Origin of the sequence: Dyadobacter sp. CY351 (genome assembly GCF_021502625.1) — a bacterium.
GTDB lineage: Bacteria > Bacteroidota > Bacteroidia > Cytophagales > Spirosomataceae > Dyadobacter > Dyadobacter chenhuakuii.
In genome coordinates this window covers 111,006-129,360 of record NZ_JAKFFU010000014.1, presented here as the reverse complement: position 1 = coordinate 129,360, position 18,355 = coordinate 111,006, and the positions used below count along the sequence as shown (strand labels likewise).

At 44.0% G+C, this 18,355-nt stretch carries 15 protein-coding genes; 3 read left to right on the top strand and 12 right to left on the bottom strand.

The features are described 5' to 3' along the window. The first annotated feature begins 36 nt into the window (after positions 1–36). Positions 37–336 (top strand): YtxH domain-containing protein, encoded by a 300-nt coding sequence (locus tag L0660_RS23430; protein WP_233798915.1) that lies wholly within the window; start codon positions 37–39, stop codon positions 334–336. 53 nt (positions 337–389) lie between these two features. On the opposite strand, the gene L0660_RS23425 is transcribed toward L0660_RS23430, so the two are convergent. From L0660_RS23425 to tgt, 12 genes are all read right to left on the bottom strand, one after another. Beyond that, complete coding sequence (locus tag L0660_RS23425) at positions 390–941, bottom strand: DUF4136 domain-containing protein (protein ID WP_235161560.1); 552 nt, start codon at positions 939–941, stop codon at positions 390–392. Between the two features lie 24 nt (positions 942–965). Beyond that, positions 966–2,972 (bottom strand): DNA primase, encoded by a 2,007-nt coding sequence (dnaG, locus tag L0660_RS23420; RefSeq protein WP_235161559.1) that lies wholly within the window; start codon positions 2,970–2,972, stop codon positions 966–968. A gap of 426 nt (positions 2,973–3,398) precedes the next feature. Beyond that, positions 3,399–4,364, bottom strand: coding sequence for a glycosyltransferase (locus tag L0660_RS23415; protein ID WP_235161558.1), 966 nt, complete (start codon positions 4,362–4,364; stop codon positions 3,399–3,401). Then, on the bottom strand, positions 4,357–5,760 hold the full coding sequence (locus L0660_RS23410) for an O-antigen ligase (RefSeq protein ID WP_235161557.1): 1,404 nt from the start codon (positions 5,758–5,760) through the stop codon (positions 4,357–4,359). The genes L0660_RS23415 and L0660_RS23410 overlap by 8 nt, the downstream gene beginning before the upstream one ends. Next, entirely contained in the window at positions 5,748–7,076 is a 1,329-nt protein-coding gene (locus L0660_RS23405) for a CDP-glycerol glycerophosphotransferase family protein (RefSeq protein ID WP_235161556.1), read from the bottom strand. Before L0660_RS23405 ends, L0660_RS23410 begins: the two co-directional genes overlap by 13 nt. A 26-nt stretch (positions 7,077–7,102) precedes the next feature. Beyond that, a complete protein-coding gene (locus L0660_RS23400) occupies positions 7,103–7,825 on the bottom strand; it encodes an acylneuraminate cytidylyltransferase family protein (RefSeq protein WP_235161555.1) in 723 nt (240 codons plus the stop codon). Next, positions 7,825–8,964 (bottom strand): UDP-N-acetylglucosamine 2-epimerase, encoded by a 1,140-nt coding sequence (gene neuC / locus L0660_RS23395; RefSeq protein ID WP_235161554.1) that lies wholly within the window; start codon positions 8,962–8,964, stop codon positions 7,825–7,827. Before neuC ends, L0660_RS23400 begins: the two co-directional genes overlap by 1 nt. After that, positions 8,961–9,965 (bottom strand): N-acetylneuraminate synthase family protein, encoded by a 1,005-nt coding sequence (locus L0660_RS23390; RefSeq protein ID WP_235161553.1) that lies wholly within the window; start codon positions 9,963–9,965, stop codon positions 8,961–8,963. The genes neuC and L0660_RS23390 overlap by 4 nt, the downstream gene beginning before the upstream one ends. Positions 9,966–9,995: 30 nt before the next feature. Then, entirely contained in the window at positions 9,996–12,326 is a 2,331-nt protein-coding gene (locus tag L0660_RS23385; protein ID WP_235161552.1) for a tyrosine-protein kinase, read from the bottom strand. Between the two features lie 140 nt (positions 12,327–12,466). After that, the gene (glf, locus tag L0660_RS23380; protein WP_235161551.1) at positions 12,467–13,570 is read right to left on the bottom strand and encodes a UDP-galactopyranose mutase; all 1,104 of its coding nucleotides are present in this window, start codon (positions 13,568–13,570) and stop codon (positions 12,467–12,469) included. A 103-nt stretch (positions 13,571–13,673) separates the two neighbouring features. Then, on the bottom strand, positions 13,674–15,128 hold the full coding sequence (locus L0660_RS23375; RefSeq protein ID WP_026631887.1) for an OmpA family protein: 1,455 nt from the start codon (positions 15,126–15,128) through the stop codon (positions 13,674–13,676). Between the two features lie 220 nt (positions 15,129–15,348). Further along, positions 15,349–16,482, bottom strand: coding sequence for a tRNA guanosine(34) transglycosylase Tgt (tgt, locus tag L0660_RS23370; protein WP_235161550.1), 1,134 nt, complete (start codon positions 16,480–16,482; stop codon positions 15,349–15,351). Positions 16,483–16,592: 110 nt separating this feature from the next. On the opposite strand from tgt, the gene L0660_RS23365 reads away from it, so the two are divergent. Together L0660_RS23365 and rsmG are read left to right on the top strand one after the other, a co-directional pair. Continuing rightward, the gene (locus L0660_RS23365; RefSeq protein WP_235161549.1) at positions 16,593–17,723 is read left to right on the top strand and encodes a glycosyltransferase; all 1,131 of its coding nucleotides are present in this window, start codon (positions 16,593–16,595) and stop codon (positions 17,721–17,723) included. Beyond that, positions 17,714–18,334 carry a 16S rRNA (guanine(527)-N(7))-methyltransferase RsmG gene (gene rsmG, locus L0660_RS23360; protein WP_235161548.1) on the top strand — a complete coding sequence of 207 codons (621 nt, stop codon included), beginning with the start codon at positions 17,714–17,716 and terminating at the stop codon, positions 18,332–18,334. The genes L0660_RS23365 and rsmG overlap by 10 nt, the downstream gene beginning before the upstream one ends. Positions 18,335–18,355 lie beyond the last annotated feature (21 nt).

Sequence of the window (18,355 nt, the reverse complement as noted above, 5' to 3'; positions counted from 1 at the left end):
TTCAAACTTATTATTCTCACAAAATAAGAAATTCATATGAACAAGAATCAAAAATTTCTGATAGGCTCAATAGGTGCACTTTTGACAGGTATTGCGATTGGCCTTTTAGTTGCTCCTAAGGACGGGAAAGACACTCGTAAATTGATCAAAAATAAAGCAAATGATCTTGGAGGCAATGCAAAAGACAAGTACGAAAAAAGCCTTGAAGAACTGTCTGTTTTAGCTGACAGACTGAAAGATGGCTTCTTGAAAAACGTTGGCAATGCAAAAGACAAAGCTGGATCCGTTGCTGACAATGTGAATGAAAGAGTACGTGGAGTAGTAAATAACGGATAAGCATCTGACATCGACCATATTGCGAGGGCTGTTTCTTCAATGAAGCAGCCCTCTTATTTTGGGATTTGGTCAACTATTTCTTTGATAGCCTGATTAATATCCTCAGTAAAATTGCTGCTCTTTTCAGGAATAATGCCTTCCGCACCTCCCTGCCACACCATCTTGTTAGTCGAAGAATCTACCAAATCGATCATGATTGTGCCTTCGCGGTATTTGCCGACAACCACTTCCTCGCTTTTCCAGGTGTAGCGCCTTTGACCCATATAACGCGGAAGCCCGTCCGTACGAAAATCTGTTTGCCGTGTTTGTGATTTTTCTTCGACATTCAATGCAATGTTGATTTTCAGATTGGCATCCCGGGCTTCGTCAAGGCCTCTTGCTTGCAGATTTCGCGCAATTGCCGTTTTTATGACGCCTATATTTTTCTCAAAGTTTTGAGAAATGGTATCCCCTCTGGCTTCAATGTCATAAAATCCAAAAGTGTCGTAATTTGACAATTTGAATTCGTCTTCTTGTCTGGAATTGAGGATCTTATAAGAAGAATTGCATCCTGAAATGACAACCGCGGTAAAGAAAAACAAGATTGAAATACAAAAAGTCTTCATAACATTAGCATCTAAGTTGACCATTTATCCAATTACGCTACCCAACTCTTTTGCAGCTGCCATGCTAATGCCCTTATAATACATGAATTCACTCATCACGGCGGTTTGCTCTTCCTCCGTTTTGGCATGAACCGCTTGCTGCAAGCATACTTTCATTTTTTCCTCAATAAATGCCTTTTTAAGCCTCAGAATGTTTATAAAGGCTGTTTTGTCTAAAACATCAGTTTCAAACGGAACAAAAATCTCATATTTTTCAGACCATAATTCGCTTAACTCATATTTGTTGGCAAGCCAGTCAATGGTCAGGTTTCTGATCTCCGGTTCGTGATGGTTTAAAAAATAATCCGTAGGCAGCACGTGATTCCGGTTGAAATTTTCCCTGAAGAGCACAAGCAAATGGTGGAAAACCGTGTCCTTGAAATCAATTCCTTCGATCTCGCTTAATACATACTGGCAAACGGTTATAGACGGTTCCAGCTCGCGCGCGCCATAAACCACCAATAACCGGATAAATGCTTCTTCCTGGTAGTACAACTTGCTGCGCTGCGGCGCCTCTGTCTGGGAAGTTTGTGGCGCAAAAAAGTCAGAAGGAGGTTCGTGCTGTCCGGTTTGGGAGTCGCCGGAGAACAATGCATCAAGATCTGCCGGACTCTCAGGTGCCTGATAACCTTGGCGGGGCGCCCTTTCCTGCGGCTTTTGCGTATGGAGCTTGCGCAGGATTTTATTACCTTCCGTGATCAGCATCTGCTCATCCACCTTCATCATTTCGGATGTCCGATGGAAAAAAACCTGCCGCTTAATCGCGTCCGGGATCTTCACAATGCTATTAACGACTTCCCCGATTACTGCTGCGAGTCGAAAAGGATCATTTCCGGCGTCCTGCAACAACATTTCTGTTTTGAAGGTAATAAAATCCTTCGCGTTGTTTTTTAGGTAAGCTTTAAAAGCCTCCGCACCGACCTTCCGGACGTAGCTATCCGGATCGTCGCCGTCCGGGAAGAGGACAATGCTGACATTAAGGCCTTCTTCCAGAACAAGGTCCAGACCACGCAATGCAGCTTTAATTCCGGCAATATCGCCATCATAGAGGATCGTGACATTTGGAGTAAACCGGCCAATGAGCCTGATCTGCTCCACGGTCAGCGAGGTTCCGGACGAAGCCACAACATTCTCGATTCCTCCCTGATTGAGCGAAATCACATCCGTATAACCCTCAACCAAATAACAATGGTCAAGCTGCCGGATTGCATTTTTCGCCTGGAAAATGCCGTATAGGACATCACTTTTGTGATAAACTTCGGTTTCCGGCGAGTTAAGATATTTGGGCTGATTAGCCGCTTTGCTTTTGTCGGATTTAAGGATCCGCGCGCCAAAGGCAATTACTTTTCCGGCCACGTTATGGATCGGAAAAATAACCCGGCCGCGAAAACGGTCGTAACCGGCAGTCTGGCTGCCTTCTTTATGAATCAGTAGGCCGGCTTTTTCTAGTAATTGGGTAGAATAACCTTTTGCAAGGGCCACTTTTGAAAAAGCGTCCCACGTATCCAGGCTGTAACCAAGTTCAAATTTCTTGCGAATTTCACCTGTAAAACCCCTTTCCTTGAAATAGCTGAGCCCCACAGCCTGCCCTTCATCACTTTCATGAAGCTGCTGGACATAAAAGTTTTTAGCAAAATTAAGAATGATATAAAGGCTCTCCCGCTCATTCTGCCGAAGCGCTTCCTCATCCGTAACTTCCTCTTGCTCAATCTCAATGTTGTATTTGTCGGCCAGATAGCGCAATGCTTCGCCATAACCGACGCCATCGATGTCCATAACGAACTTAATGGAGTCTCCCGCTGCTCCGCAGCCGAAGCATTTATAAATCTGCCGTACAGGGTTGACGTTGAATGACGGCGTCTTTTCGTTGTGAAACGGGCAACAGGCCGAGTAATTCGCCCCTTTCTTTTTTAATGACACAAAATCCCCCACCACTTCCACAATGTCAGCGGTTTGTTTGATCCTTTCAACGGTTTCGGGGTTTATGCGCATATGAGTAGTTTGAGCGGCTTTTGCAATGTTATTATTCTATTTGCTGCTTTAGAGGTCCGAAGCAGCACGTAATCTTCAACAAAAAAGATAGTGCTTAAATTTTGGACACCGGTGATTATTTACAAATTAATAAGGTAAAGACACATTGAGCAATAATTAGGCAATATTTCCGTAGATTTGATGACAGCCGTTTAATCGGTCAGAATTTTTAGAGAAATGTCTACGTTTTTCTCAGTTTAGCTAAGAAAATCACAATAGAAAGCTTTTTTCTAATTACTTTAATTTGTTATTTTGCGGTGTTGAAAGTTATCGGAGAAATTATCAAATGTTTATATAGATAATAAAAATATAGTGTGTGTATAGTGTGAAACAGGGCATGGAAATTTTTCTATGCCTTTGTTTTTTTTATAACCACCTCGTTTTCAATTATATATATTGCTGATAAAGGCCGATTAACTTACTTACTGCGCTCGTTTCCTCCGTTTTGCATTCGCTTTGCAAGCGAATTCTCCCTCTTTTAAGTTCTTCGACCAGGTTAATGTTTGCAATGTCCTCATACACAACGCAAAAGCGAGCTCTGGAAACGCTATTCGAAGCCAGCACCACTACATTACACGCATGTGCTTCGTATATGGAGAGCGAAACCCCGTCCGTCGTTGTGTTCCTGATAAATGCGTCTGAAACGCGCAAAATATTCGTGAAATCATGCGGTCCGTCAAGGAATAGTACATTTTTTGGAACGCTCCCGAAGGATTTTTCAATGAAAGGTCGATAGTTACCGGAAGGATCGGAGATGACCAGGCCACCAGAATTTACATTACGCATACTGTTAATGATCTGCGAAATCCCGTAAGTTTCCTTTGCGTTTTTGTCAAAAGCCAGATTCCATGCATTTGTACAAAACAGAAATTCAAAGTGTTTACGGAAATCGTTTAGCTGTTGCGCACATTGTGGGTCCAGTGAAATGATGAGGGCAGCCGGGATGAATGTGGAGATGAACAGCGCGTTGGGATTACAACATTTGGCTTTTGTGAAACTTTCATCGTTCTGGACAATCGGCACTGCGCAGAGGAAGGCTGACACGCGAACTGCCCAATTTCCCGCCAAACGATATCGTCCCCAGTTTCCATGATAAGTCAGAAGCAGCCGCTTCCTGATTAGGACACATAACATGGCAAACAGCAACTGAAAATAGGGGTTGGATGCATGCAGGTGAATGGTTCGATGCCTGATGATTTTCCTGATAATGTTCACCCATTTGTCAGTTTTGAAATCACAAAAGGTGAAACGGTCGAATCCATTTCGTGGCAAATGTTCAATTAACCGGCTTACATGCATGGTAACCCCTCCGATCGGTGCCGGAAGCCGCCCAATGATCAGCACCTCATTCATCTGCTAATCCAATATGCGCTTTTTGAGCATGTTGAGAATAGAAATAAATGCACATTAACAGGATAGGAGCCAGGCAGTTGATCGTCACGCTCTTTGCTGGCAGGATCACGAAAACACTGCCAACTGTATGGTTGTAAATCAGATAAAAGATGAAACTGACTAACAACAAGCCCAGCTTTCTATCCATTTTACAGACGGAAATAAGCTGGATCAGCAGGCTAACAAACAAGCCGTAAAAATAAACCAGACCAAGCATTCCATTTTCTGCGAGTAATGTATAAAACAGCGAATGCGCTTCGCGGTAACCTGGTCCCAGCGTTTCAAAACTACCGGTTCCGTGGCCGGTTAGCGGTTTCAGGAGAAATAAATGATAGGCTGTTTCATAAATTTCAGCCCGTCCGCTGATCTCCTGCAACTTGTCAAGAAGAGAATCTGTCGCCAGCAAATCGCCAAATCTTAATGTCCAGAAATATGCCATATCCGAGTCGTGGTATTGAGAAAGAAGATCCGGGACAAAACCGATTATCCCAAAAGCCAAGAGCAAAAAGTGCCAGAACCGAAAATGATTTCCGGCCAGAATTGACGTCAGTATCACATAGGGAATGACTAGCAGGACGGCACCGCGGGAGAATGAGAGTACGACCACACTGAGCAAAATTGCGGAAAGCGCCAGTCTGACCAAGCTGTTCAATGCACGCATGGAAGCATAAAGCAATACAAATGGCCAAAGAAGAATGAAGTAAGCCATTGTAACATTCGTATCGGTAATGTTACGGGTCGCCAGTAAGTTATCCGAACCCATGTAGCTGGCTCCCGCAACGACCAATCCGAAAGTCCCGATGCCAAGAATAATATATAAGGCGCAAAGATAAAGTTCCAGATTTTCAGCAAAGTCAATAGCTGTGCTAACTTGTTTCAGGTAAATGAAAAAGGATGGCAGCACTATCAAATAGAGCAGAAATCCACCGGAAATGATGTATCCAAAATTCGGTGAAATCAGGAGAAAGAATGCCTGAATATTGATCCAGGAAAACAGAAACAGCTTTTCACCCTGAGTCAGAGAAATGGGTTTTCGAAGGGAGAAATAAGCGAAATAGCAGCTCAGGATTCCAAAGGGCAGTAACCGCCAAAATGAATTGGCGCCTGCAGTAAATGCATATTTTTGAAATAAATGTAGAAACTGCGTAAAAACCGGAATGGCAAGCACATGAAAAAGCTTGTGTTTGGAGGCGGAAAGCAGACTGATAATGCAGTAGATGTAGAATGCGAGAACCAGGGAAGTCTGCATTTCATCTTCACCTAATAGCAAAAGCTGCTCAAACAACTTTCCTAAAGTCAACACGAGCATGCATGCCGCCAGCCAGTACATTGCTGCTTGAATTCCTAGTCGAGCCATTCCGCAATGATTTTAGCAGTGAAATCCACTGATTCGCTTTCCGTAAAATGTGTGAATGGCGCAATGGCCGCAAGCTTTTCTTGGTGATCTGTGTCTTGCAAGCAGGTTTTTAATGCATTATATAATTGCTGTCGGTTTGTCACGACTTTGTCTATTTGCAAAGCATTTAGCGGAACCTGATGTGCATAATCGTAAAGCCTTTGTACGGATTGGTGGTAGGGAAGTGGGATTTTGCCATCATAAGCAATGCTGATAACAGGTTTTTTGCAAGCCGCAGCATCCAGTTTCATCGTGGAAGCAAATTGAACGCACACATCACAAATCCGCAGCATCTGCGCTAGCGAATGCAGAAAGTCCAGCTCAGGAAACCAATTGTAAAACAGTTTATGGTTTGTCGCAGGCAGGTTTTCAGGATGCCATAATGTGACAAATTGCTCACGGGCGATGTGTGCATATGCATTTGCATCATCCGCCGGATGGCATCGCATGATGACGTGCACGTTGTTTTCGCCTCTTGCAAATTGCAGCACGTCTTCTATGATTTCCAGTTGATTAGGAAAATGCCGATTGGCACTCGTAGCGATCAGAATTATAAATTTGCCGCTTTTCACATTAAATAGTCTTCTAGCGCGCTCATAGTATGCTTCGGACCGATGCTGAAAATAGCAGTCAAATCGTGGAATGCCGGTAGCGACAACCTTTGGCGGCTTTAACTTAAAAATGGAATAGAAATGCAGAAATTCGTTTTTCATGAAATCATTCCAGACCAATGTGCAATTATGGTCAGCGTTAATAAGGCCTTTGGAGGTCAGGTTATCCCAACTAATGATCATTGCCAGTGACTTGACATGATGTCTTCCAAGAAAGTTTACGACCTGACTTTCTCTCAAATCCAACGGCGACGAGGAGATTACGCCTTTGAAATGATAGGCGAGGAGAGGTTTTAACCTGATTGAGAAAGATGAGAGAGTGATAATAACCCGTCTTAATGTACATAACGCAGTTTTGGTAATGTGCAACAGGCTCAGAATCCAAAGCAACTTTCGAATCAGCAAGCCTTTCCATTTCTCTTCATTTTGATATTTAATAGTCTGAGTGATAATGTTGAAATGATAAGCAAAAAGTGCCTTTTCTATTTTTCTCAGATAGCAAAGCCAGGCCGATTCACGCGGAAAATCTACCTGAATTAGCTTCAAGTGAAGATTGAAATGCTTGTTAATCTCGGCTAGTTCAGCAGTACGGGTCATCGTTGACATGATATAAACGTCATATTTAATTCCCAATCTTTTAATCAAACCGCTGTGAATGATATTCATAGCCGCAAAACTGTTGGTTACGAGAATTAAGAGACGTTGCTTTGTTGCTTCCTCCATATTTTAAAAAAGATTACAGCGAGCTCCCAATCCTCCGATGTATTGATGTTGATATCCGGTAAACTTTTGTCCTCATAGCCAACCATTTTCCCGCCCATCAGCAGATCCTTGTCGAGCAGGGTGGTTTTTAGGAGGTAAATCTTTCCATCCCGACAAAAAGTGTCAGGCAACTCCTGTCGTCTCGTGGGCATATCTTCGTGCTGCACAACCCGTTGCAATGCGTTGCCGGTTACACCAAGTGCCCAAAGTGGATGGTACTTCTCCGGGATTTTTCGAATGGTTACCAGGCTATCCGCATCCGTTTCCATCATGTGCGCAAGGGCTCGATCGATCAAATCCCAGGTCCGACATGGCGAGGTGGGCTGCAACAGGCATATGTAGTCAAACTCCGTTTGTTGCTCTTTGAAATAGTTTACGGCGTGTTTTACCACTTCCAACGATGGCGTGTCGTCAGCCGCCAGTTCCGAGGGCCTCACAAACGGCGCTTCCACGCCTTCCCAACTTTTTGCAAAAGCAATGGTTTCCGCACAATCACTCGATACGACAATCCTGGTAAGAAGTTCGGATGCCAATGCAGATTCGATCGAATATTGGATAAGGGGCTTGCCGGCAAGCAGTCTCATGTTTTTCCCCGGAATTTCCTTGGAACCTTTCCTGGCTGGAATGATGGCTAGTATTGATTTAGAATCCATTAATAGGTAATTTGTTTGTGGGTGTTTAAATCCGCTGTTGCCAGCAAATCGGCAATTTGTAGCCCCGCATGTCCATTGCCGTATATCAATGAGCTTTTGTAAGGACCGTTTGCAACCTGTTTCTGCACTGCTTCTATGATTGCTTCGGCATCAAAATTCACGTCAATGACATTGCAGGATCTTTCCCGGCCGCTTTGCCTGCTGCCAATGTTCACAACCGGAATGCCCAGCAATGATCCCTCCCTGATGCCCGTGCTGGAATTTCCGACGAGGCATGCACAATGTTTAATGAGCTTCAAAAACGTTTCCGGATTTAGGTTTCGCAGAAAATGGATCTTGTGATTCTTCGACATTTCACTATATCGCTGGATTTCTTTCATAATGCGGTCAGCGCCGTAATCTGCATTGGGAGTAAACCAGAATGTTGGAATTTGCAGCGCCTCAACGGCCGTAAGCAGACTCTTAAACTGATCTTTAATCAACCCGCCCTCATTCGTCACCGGATGCTGCATAACCACCAGATATTTGCTCGCGGGAAATTTTGAATGGCCACATTCATAGTCGAATTCCGGGGAGGCATCACTCTTCGCTTGCATCGCGAGGTCGATGGACGGGCAGCCCGTATGCCATACTTTGTCTGGATTTTCGCCCATAGCAATCAGGCGCGCGCGGGCAGACGCCATTGCTACGAAATGCATATCCGCGAGCTTGGAAACTGCATGCCGCACACGCTCGTCAATGTTGCCGGTCACTTCGCCGCCTTGTACGTGCGCCAGGGGAATGTTCATAAAGGAAGCGGCTATCGCAGCAGACATTGTTTCGTAGCGGTCGGCAATGGTTACCACGATATCCGGCCGTGTATTTTCCAATACAGAAGCCAACTCAATGATTCCCAGGCCGGTTGTTTTTGCAGCAGCCGTGGCGTTTTCGTTTTCGAGCAGGTTGGAAACCTTTATAATGTTCCTAAAACCGTCCCGTGCGAGGAGGTTTTGCATTCCGCCATACTTATTCAGCAGACCGCTTCCGGTAAGCACGAGTTGCAGCCGGAGTAACGGATGCGCATTTATAGCAACTAGAAGTGTTTTGATCCTGCTATAACTGGCTCTTGCAGTGATTACTACGCAAATTTTTCGTTTCATAGCAAATCACTGAAATTCAGGAATGACCACTTAGGAAGATTGCGCTGCAACTGCCTGCCAACGACCGTTTCAAAATGCGTAGCCGACACACCATATCCCGCTGGTTTCTTCGCTTCCAGGTCGTACAACGTCAAAATGTGACCTCTGTCCAAGTCATTATTGACTGCCAGCGACTTACCAAAAGTTGTCTTCAACATTGCATACTCTGAACTATCAGCTTTATCAACCGGAAATTTCATTGCCGTTTCAATCTGCCGGACGCCCTTTACAAGCTGCTTGACCTGATCAATATTTATGGAAGACGTGGAGTCCGGACCAAACATTCTCTGATCAAAGGTGACGTGAAATTCCAGAATCTCGGCTCCCGTGGCAGCAGCTGCAAGACAAGCATAGATGTCTCCCGAATGATCAGAAAATCCAATCGGGATCTGGAAACGATCTTTCAGAAGAGGAATCACATTCAATCCCCACTGATGCGGGCCGGTAGGATAGGACGATGTGCATTGCAATAGTGAAAGCTTGCATTTGCCCCTCACCGCCGCTATCGCGCTGTCCAGCTCGGCAAGGGAACTCATTCCGGAGGAAAGCGTCATTTCGGTTGCCAGCTTTGCCGCGGAGGAAAGTAGCAGAAGATTACTCATTTCCCCGGATCCGATCTTGATCCTGCTAACACCAATGCTTTCTAACAATCCAACTGCGCTGATGGAAAACGGGCTTGCCACGAAATCCAGATTTTTCTGCTCGCAATGTGCCTTTAAGCCTGCCCATTCCTCTTCGGAAAACTCCATCCTTTTCCAATAGTCCATCCGGGAAAGGTCGTTATAGGAAAAATCTGTCCGGAACGGCTCGTGAATGCTGCTTTCCGCCTCCGCAATGTGAACCTGAAATTTGATAGCGTCAACGCCGCTCGATGCCAGCGCGTCAATATAGGAGTGTGCCAGCCCCAAGCTCCCTTCATGCGCCTGGCCGATCTCCGCCATCATGTAAATGTTGTTTTGCATAGTGTGATCGATGATTTGATTAATGATAGGTTATGATTTTCGCCGTATAGCGTTGAACAAATGACGTTTCTCTTGTTGGTAATAACCGTAATTGTATCCGGGCATTTCCTTCGTGTCATTCAATATCAAATGCAGCCTGGGCAACTGTTTGGCATCCTGGATATCCTTGATAATTTCCAACTGGCTTTTGAATGTAAATTGCTGTCGAACGACATATAAGGACATGTCGGCCAAATGGCTCAGCAACCGGGCGTCTGTAACCAATCCTATCGGAGGCGTGTCCAAAACGATATAGTCGTATCGCGTTTTTAATAAATTAATCAGTTGATCCACTTTTGGTAAGCCTAGTAATTCCGCGGGATTGGGTGGAACGCTGCCCGCTGTGATGAACGCAAACGGATGTTTTGAAGACGGTTGCTGGATGTATTCCTGGAAATTTACATCAGACAAAATGTAATTTGTGAAACCCTCTTCTTTCAGCATGAGGTCCTTCGCCAGCCGCGGCCTGCGCAGGTCGAGTTCGAGAAGCAAGACCTTCTTATTTGTGAGTGCAAGCGAACCGCATAGGTTAACGGCAATAAAAGATTTCCCTTCACCGCCCATGCTGGATGTTAACAGGATAACCTGATTTTGTCGAGGCGCCGAAAGAAATTGTACATTGGTTCTTAAAACCCGAAACTGCTCGGCAATAGGACTTTGAGAATGTGAGTAAACACTTGTTTCAAGGCTATGATTATGAGATATCTCGGCTAGCAAGCTGATGTTGAGAAGATCGGCAATGTCGTGTTTGCCTGTAACTCTGGTGTTGAGGATGTGCCTTAAATGAATAATTGCCAGCGGTAAACCAATGCCGATAAAGCCGGACATCAGCATAACCAACTCCTTATTCGGTTTAACAGGCTCGGGACCAGCTTTGGGTTTGTCGATAATTCGTGCGTTGGCAAACGTGGACGATCTTGAAATGGAAGTTTCTACGCCTTTTTTCAGCAACAAAATGTAGAGCTCCTGCTTAATTTGCTGCTGCCTTTTCGCTTCAAAAAAGAGCCGCTCAATTGCAGGAATACGCTTTAACTCTCGTTGAACCTCATCATTATAGCTGCTCATAGCCAGCATTCCTATCCGCAAATCACCATGTTGGGCATTTAAGTTGGTAATCAAATCGTGTCTCAGGCGGTTGAGCTGCGCTTTCAAACCCAGGACATTCGGATGCGATTCATGCATTGTTACCAGATCATTCGTGAGGGCCAATTGAATTGCATTGTATTTTTCGACAATGGATAGGAAGCCTTGGTTCTGAATGAAAAGCTGAGTGGGAACAATATGGTGCGGATTGGCTTGAAGAAATTGGAGCAAGGAATCTACACTTCTCGCCTGAACTTCATACTTGCTTTTATCACGCCCATATTCAGCCGATTGATTTAGAAGCTGCCGGACATTTTCACTCAAATCAGTGATATGATGTAAACTTTGAAACCGCTCAATCGCTTTCTCACTATCAGTCAGCTCGACTGAAACTTGATTGAGGTTTTGATTAATAAATGCAATGGTGCTGTCAGCAACACGATTTTTATCATGAATACTAGCTTTGAAATAATTCCGTAACAGCCTGTCCAGAACGGCTTCTCCCTTTGCAGGAATTGCGTCAGTAAGCGAAAGGTTTACGGTGCTGACAAATTTGTTGGTAGCCGCAATGATGAGCGCTTTTCTGTAATGATCAACCAGGATCTGCGGGTCCTGAATCACGATCGAATGCTGATCTTGGGTATCTAGCAGGTGAGAAGTGCGGTATACTATGCAGTGGCCATGGGGAAGGGCTATGCTATCTCCAAAAATACCGGTAAATGTCTGCGAACCAAGTTGAAGCTTATAATGACCCTTCGCTCCAATCGTCACAACATAGGTGCCTGGTGGACTTTTGGAATGCTGTGCTTGGCTTACAAATCTTAATCTGAAAGGCGAATTCTCGAACAGTTCAGTCGTTTTCACGCGTCCGGTGGAGTAGTAACTGACATTTAATTGCAGATCCTCCACGACGCTCTCCATAAGCGTCCTGCTTTTCAGTATTTCAATCTCATTGTCCACGCTACTTTGCATGGACGACAACCCCATACTTTCCAGGAATGCTGCATCTCCAAATTCTGAGCCCTTCGCATCATCACGAACCAGAATTGATGCTTTTACCAGAAATTGAGGCGTATTATAGCGAAGATAAAGGAGTCCGAAAGCTACACTGAATACGAGCGAAACGGTTACCCAATGCCAGTAGTCCCTGACATCGTTTAGTAATGTCAGCGCTTTTTTGACATTTGCCGAGTCTCCTTTGTTGATGTTCGTAATGTGTTCCAATCGCTTCTCCTGCATATGGTCTAATTTTCAGTTTAGACGTAGGAGCAAGATATCGGTCACTCGAAAACGAATATTTTTTTCGAAAAAAGGCAAAATAAAAATCCCTGACCCGCTATATATCAGCAGATCAGGGATTTAAGTGTTAAAATTTTTTCTTAGTCGAAATGCGCTTTCACCTTTTTTAATGCTGATCCTACAACCTGGTGCATGTCATAGTAACGATACTCGGCCAAACGACCACCGAAAATTACGTTAGGCTCCTGTTCTGCAAGCGCTTTATATTGGCTAAAAATGGCGGAGTTTTTATCATCATTTACCGGATAATATGGCTCAGAACCTTTTTCCCACTCCTGTGGAAATTCATGTGTTATCACCGTTTTAGGCTGTGTTCCGAATTCGAAGTGCTTGTGTTCAATAATCCTTGTGAAAGGTGTTTCGCCATCAGTATAATTAACCACCGCATTGCCCTGGTAGTTTTCCTGATCTAGCAGCTGGTTTTCAAATCGCAAGCTTCTGTATTCAAGCTGCCCGAATTGGAAGCCGAAATATTCATCAATCGGGCCTGTGTAAACAACCGTTTCCGCAAGTGCTGTCAGCGCTTCGCGCTCTTTGAAAAAGTCAACGCCTGTTCTAACTTCGATGCCTTCCAGTAAACCCTCGGTCAGTTTGTTATAACCGCCGATAGGAATGCCCTGGTAGCGATCATTGAAGTAGTTATTGTCAAAAGTAAACCGGACAGGCAGGCGCTTGATAATGAACGCTGGCAACTCAGTCGCTTTTCTGCCCCATTGCTTTTCTGTATATGCTTTAATCAGCTTATGGTAGATATCTGTTCCTACCAACGAAATAGCTTGTTCTTCCAGGTTTTGCGGGTCTTTTATACCAGCTTCTTCCACCTGCTGCTTAATTTTTTCCTTCGCTTCTTCCGGCGTTTTCACTTTCCACAATTGGTAAAAAGTGTTCATGTTAAATGGGAGGTTATACAGCTCTCCATTAAAATTGGCTACCGGCGAATTGGTGTAGCGGTTGAATTCCACAAATGAATTCACATAGTCCCAAATGTCTCTATCATTCGTATGGAAAATATGCGCACCATATTTGTGAACATTAATTCCTTCTACATTTTCACAAAAAATATTTCCTCCTGTGTGATCCCTGCGGTCGATAACCAGGCACTTCTTTCCTCTCTTGGTTGCTTCGTGTGCGAAAATAGAACCCCATAGCCCTGCGCCAACGATCAGATAATCGTATTGTTTCATTGTTTGTATGCCCTAATTTATAGTTGAGATGAATTTTTAAGGTGTTATCAAAAGAGAAAGGCTCCCATCAGGAGCCTTTCTCTTTTCAATTTATCGTTAACTTCTATGGAAGAAGTTTAAGTTCTACACGACGGTTTTTCAATAGACCTTCACGTTTCGCGCTGTCAGCTATTGGTTTGAATGAACCGAAGTAGTCAACAATCACTTTGCTAGGATCTGTCAAACCAGCTTCGTTGATCAGGAAGTTCTTCACTGCATCTACACGACGTTTCGAAAGAGCAATGTTGTAACGATCCGTCGCACGACGGTCTGTGTGACCTGCAAGTTGCAAACGGCATCCGTTCAAGTTCATCAAACGAGCTACGTTTTTAAGCATTTCCTGCGCCTCAGGCTTGATTGTATTTTTGTCTGTATCGAACATTACGTTAGCAAAGATCTCTGCGCAAGCTGCACCATTTTTAAGTGCATTTTTAACGTAAGCATCGAAGTCAAGAACGCGACCACCACCGTCAACAATGCTTCCAGCTGGTGAATTAGGCTCTTTATCGAAGAAGTCAGAAACACCGTCACCATCTGTATCAAGCAACAATCTTGGGTCGATATCCTTAGGGCGGTTTGCCTTAGCAACTGAGTCCATTTCTTCAAGTGTAAGAATTTTTGGTGGCTTGATCAACACTTTAGGATCTGTGTAACGCAAGTGGTAGTAACCGCCTTCTTCTGGCTTGTAATCCCATTTGCCATCAACTTTCGCAACTTTCAATGGATTTTTACCCAATTTGTAAGTTACCTGAACTGATCCGTATCCGTAGCTGTCAAGCTCAGAATTTCCTTTGCGGGAAGTTTTTTGGTCTGCGATATCGAAGCTGCCTGGGGTTCTGTCATAGTCACCACCGTAAGTTGCATCAATATAGTCAGAGTTTGTATGGTTCAAACGGAAGTCAAGACCAATGTCAATTCTCTTAGTTACTTCGTAGTTCACATTAAGACCTGTAGGAATAATCCAGTCGTTCATGTTTCCTGTTTCGCGAAGTTTAACACCGCCTGTCAGGTCATATGCAGTTGCATCGTAGAATACTTGACCAACACCTACATATGCATCAACTTTCCATCTTTTCATCTTGTTTGGTCCCATTAAAAGACCTTTAAGATTAACTGTTCCTGCAAGAGAAACATCGAAATAGTTGCCTTCAAAGTAACGGTTGTAATTGCGGCGTTTCATACCTCTCAAATTACCGATAGAAGCATCAAGTCTTGCACCGAATAAATATGAAAGTTGTTTGTTTAATGTCAAGCCTCCTTGAATAGTACCGGATTCTTTGTGGCTGTCCGAAGTTGTTTTCGTTACAGGCCAGAAATCATATTCTCTCAAATCGCCGAAGAACATAGAAGGGCCAATGTGTGCAGAAATTGACCATGTGTTCAATTTGTAGGGGCCATCATAGGTTGCTTTGGGATTGTAATCCGGAGAATTCGGCTGCTCTAGTGGTTGTGCCAATGAAGGCAGCGCCATCATTGCCGCCAGGGCAAACGAACAAATCAACTGGGATACTTTTTTCATACTATTCAAGTTAGCGTTATTAAGATTAACTAGGATTGATCTATAGTCAATTATGAGTAAAAGATGTATTTATTCATGGCCAAACTTACTTTAACCAAATGCCTAGTGGGCACAAAAATAGGTTAACAATATCATTTAATCAACCGAACTAGATACAATTGAAAAACTTTCCTGCTTTTCAATCAAATTTTACCCGAAAGAAACTTCCTTTTATGAACTTTCAAAGCCGTTGATTTATTTTTTTTTCTATTTCCGCCTTCCAGGGAAGGAAATCACCAGCTATAATCCGCTCTCTCGCACTGTTGACCAGCCACAGGTAAAAAGTGAGATTGTGTACACTGGCAATTTGCGCGCCAAGCATTTCATCCGACTTAACAAGGTGGCGAAGATAAGCTTTACTGTAAAACGAACTTACATAACCTCCAAGCCCTGCGTCTATCGGTGACAAATCATCCTTCCACTTTTCATTGCGAATATTGATTACACCCTCTGTCGTAAAAATCATGCCATTACGCGCGTTCCTGGTAGGCATTACACAATCAAACATATCCACGCCCAGAGCAATGCATTCCAGTATATTCGCAGGCGTTCCGACACCCATCAGATATCTCGGTTTATCCTTCGGTAAGATGTCACAAACGACCTCTGTTAGTTCATACATGATTTCGGCCGGCTCGCCTACCGAAAGGCCGCCAATTGCATTTCCTTCACGTCCGTATGAAGCAATTGTTTCTGCGGATTGTGTTCTAAGATCTTTATAAACACTTCCTTGCACAATCGGAAAAAGCGTTTGGCTGTGGCCGTACAAGTCGTTTGTACTGTCAAACCTTGCGCAGCAGCGTCCCAGCCAGCGGTGCGTCATCTCCATGGATTTGCGTGCATATTCATAATCGCAGGGATAAGGCGTGCATTCATCGAAAGCCATGATAATGTCTGCTCCGATGATCCGTTGAATATCCATTACATACTCTGGGGTGAATGTGTGTACGCCACCGTCAATGTGTGACTTAAATACCACACCTTCCTCATTGATCTTTCTGCCCGTGCCCGCAAGTGAATAAACCTGGTAACCGCCGCTATCAGTTAGAATAGGTCTGTCCCAGCCATTGAAGCCATGTAGTCCCCCTGCTTTTTGCAGAATGTCCAGGCCCGGACGCAGGTATAAATGATAGGTGTTTCCTAATATGATTTGTGCCTTTATGTCTTCTTTCAGTTCGCGCTGATGAACAGCTTTCACAGTCCCCGCAGTGCCGACGGGCATGAATATGGGTGTTTGAATAGTCCCGTGATCTGTTTCAATAAATCCCGCCCTGGCTTTCGACGCGGGATCTTCAACTTGTAATGTAAACTTCATTAAAAGGTTTTAAATTGTGGTGTGCAAAAATAGGGTTAAGGTCTCGAACATTGCTGACAATGACCTTATATTTGTATGAATATGATTAAATTTTACAACTCTCTTCCATTGTGGCCGATTCTTTACTCTTTGCGCTCGGAGCATTTGTGTTCGTTCAGTTATGTTATTACTTCTACTTTTTTACAAGACTTGCATTTTACAGTAAAGGCGCCAATTATGACAATGAATTACCAGGAGTTACGGTGCTTGTCTGCGCCTGGAACGAACGTGATAACCTCACCGAACTGATCCCGCTCCTCGACGCCCAGGAATATCCCGAATATGAAGTAATCCTGCTGGATGATCGTTCCGACGATGGTAGTGAAGAATTTATCAGACAAAATATCTTTCAGTGGAAACACATTCGCTACATCAGGATCAATGATCAGTTTGACCACGTAACGCCCAAGAAATACGCGCTTACTGTGGGCATGAAACAGGCTAAATATCCAATTGCGCTGATGACCGACGCAGATTGCCGCCCTTCTTCCAATCACTGGATTACAGCGATGACTTCCCGCGTAAGCCATGACAAGGACATTGTGCTCGGTTTTTCACCTTATATGAAGCAGCCCGGATTACTGAACTGGTTTATCCGCTGCGAAACGTTTTATACAGCTGTTCAATATCTTTCGTTCGCGCTTGCGGGCTTTACCTATATGGGTGTAGGTCGCAACATTCTTTACAAACGTTCCGTTTTTTTTGCCAACAAAGGTTTTTATACACATAAGCATGTATTCGGCGGCGATGATGATATCTTTCTGAATGAAGTGTCAACAAGCTCCAATACAACGATATCTATAGAAGAAGATTCTTTCGTATACTCTGTTCCGAAAACCACCTGGAAAACCTGGTATAAACAGAAGCAGCGGCATATGTCTGTAAGTATGTTTTACAAAATGCGTAACAAGATCTTGCTCGGGCTGCTCTCCGGCGCGCACGTCGCGGTATGGATGGCGGGCATTACTATATTGTTGGTTGGATTGCTTACAAAAGACATTTATCTGTTGCAGGGGCTCGGGATTGTTTTTGCTGCAAGATGGTTTATCCAGTGGTTTTTGCTGATCGTTATCAATCTCAAATTAGACAAGACCGTAGAGTGGTTCAGCTTTTTATTCATGGACTTTGCACTCTTTGTGTATTATGTCGTCTTTGGATTTCTGACCTTTACAAAAAGAAAACTTCGTAAATCGTGGAATTAATTAATAAATACTTCCCGGATCTGACTGCTGATCAGCGTGATAAGTTCGGACAGATGGAGGAGTTGTACCAATTTTGGAATGCCAAGGTGAATGTGATTTCCAGGCAGGATATTGATACATTATATGAAAGACATGTGCTGCATTCATTGGGGATTGCCAAAGTGCAGGAATTTAAGTCCGGAACAAGCATTTTGGATGTAGGAACCGGAGGCGGCTTTCCTGGGATCCCGCTAGCCATTCTGTTCCCGAAAGCGCAATTTCATCTCGTCGACAGCATTGGTAAGAAAATTCGTGTTGTACAAGAAATCGCCGACGCCTTGAAGCTCGACAATGTTAAGGCCGAGCAAATCCGGGCTGAGCGGCTGGATGACTCCTACGAATTCGTCGTTAGCCGGGCCGTTACCAGAATTACACCTTTTGTTGGTTGGGTCAAAAAGAACATCAGCAAAAACTCATTTCATTCCCTGAGGAACGGAATTTTATATTTGAAAGGAGGAGACCTGACTGAGGAATTGTCTGAATTGAATCAAAAGTCTCGCACTTACGAGCTTTCAGGCTATTTCGAGGAAGAATTTTTCCAGACCAAAAAAGTCGTCTACGTACCATTATAACTTAATATTTAACCTAAAAAC

Bases quoted from the DNA above. Each gene is read 5' to 3' on its own strand.
- L0660_RS23430 (WP_233798915.1), top strand. From the start codon at position 37: ATGAACAAGAATCAAAAATTTCTGATAGGCTCAATAGGTGCACTTTTG.
- L0660_RS23425 (WP_235161560.1), bottom strand. From the start codon at position 941: ATGAAGACTTTTTGTATTTCAATCTTGTTTTTCTTTACCGCGGTTGTC.
- dnaG (WP_235161559.1), bottom strand. From the start codon at position 2,972: ATGCGCATAAACCCCGAAACCGTTGAAAGGATCAAACAAACCGCTGAC.
- L0660_RS23415 (WP_235161558.1), bottom strand. From the start codon at position 4,364: ATGAATGAGGTGCTGATCATTGGGCGGCTTCCGGCACCGATCGGAGGG.
- L0660_RS23410 (WP_235161557.1), bottom strand. From the start codon at position 5,760: ATGGCTCGACTAGGAATTCAAGCAGCAATGTACTGGCTGGCGGCATGC.
- L0660_RS23405 (WP_235161556.1), bottom strand. From the start codon at position 7,076: ATGAATATCATTCACAGCGGTTTGATTAAAAGATTGGGAATTAAATAT.
- L0660_RS23400 (WP_235161555.1), bottom strand. From the start codon at position 7,825: ATGGATTCTAAATCAATACTAGCCATCATTCCAGCCAGGAAAGGTTCC.
- neuC (WP_235161554.1), bottom strand. From the start codon at position 8,964: ATGAAACGAAAAATTTGCGTAGTAATCACTGCAAGAGCCAGTTATAGC.
- L0660_RS23390 (WP_235161553.1), bottom strand. From the start codon at position 9,965: ATGCAAAACAACATTTACATGATGGCGGAGATCGGCCAGGCGCATGAA.
- L0660_RS23385 (WP_235161552.1), bottom strand. From the start codon at position 12,326: ATGCAGGAGAAGCGATTGGAACACATTACGAACATCAACAAAGGAGAC.
- glf (WP_235161551.1), bottom strand. From the start codon at position 13,570: ATGAAACAATACGATTATCTGATCGTTGGCGCAGGGCTATGGGGTTCT.
- L0660_RS23375 (WP_026631887.1), bottom strand. From the start codon at position 15,128: ATGAAAAAAGTATCCCAGTTGATTTGTTCGTTTGCCCTGGCGGCAATG.
- tgt (WP_235161550.1), bottom strand. From the start codon at position 16,482: ATGAAGTTTACATTACAAGTTGAAGATCCCGCGTCGAAAGCCAGGGCG.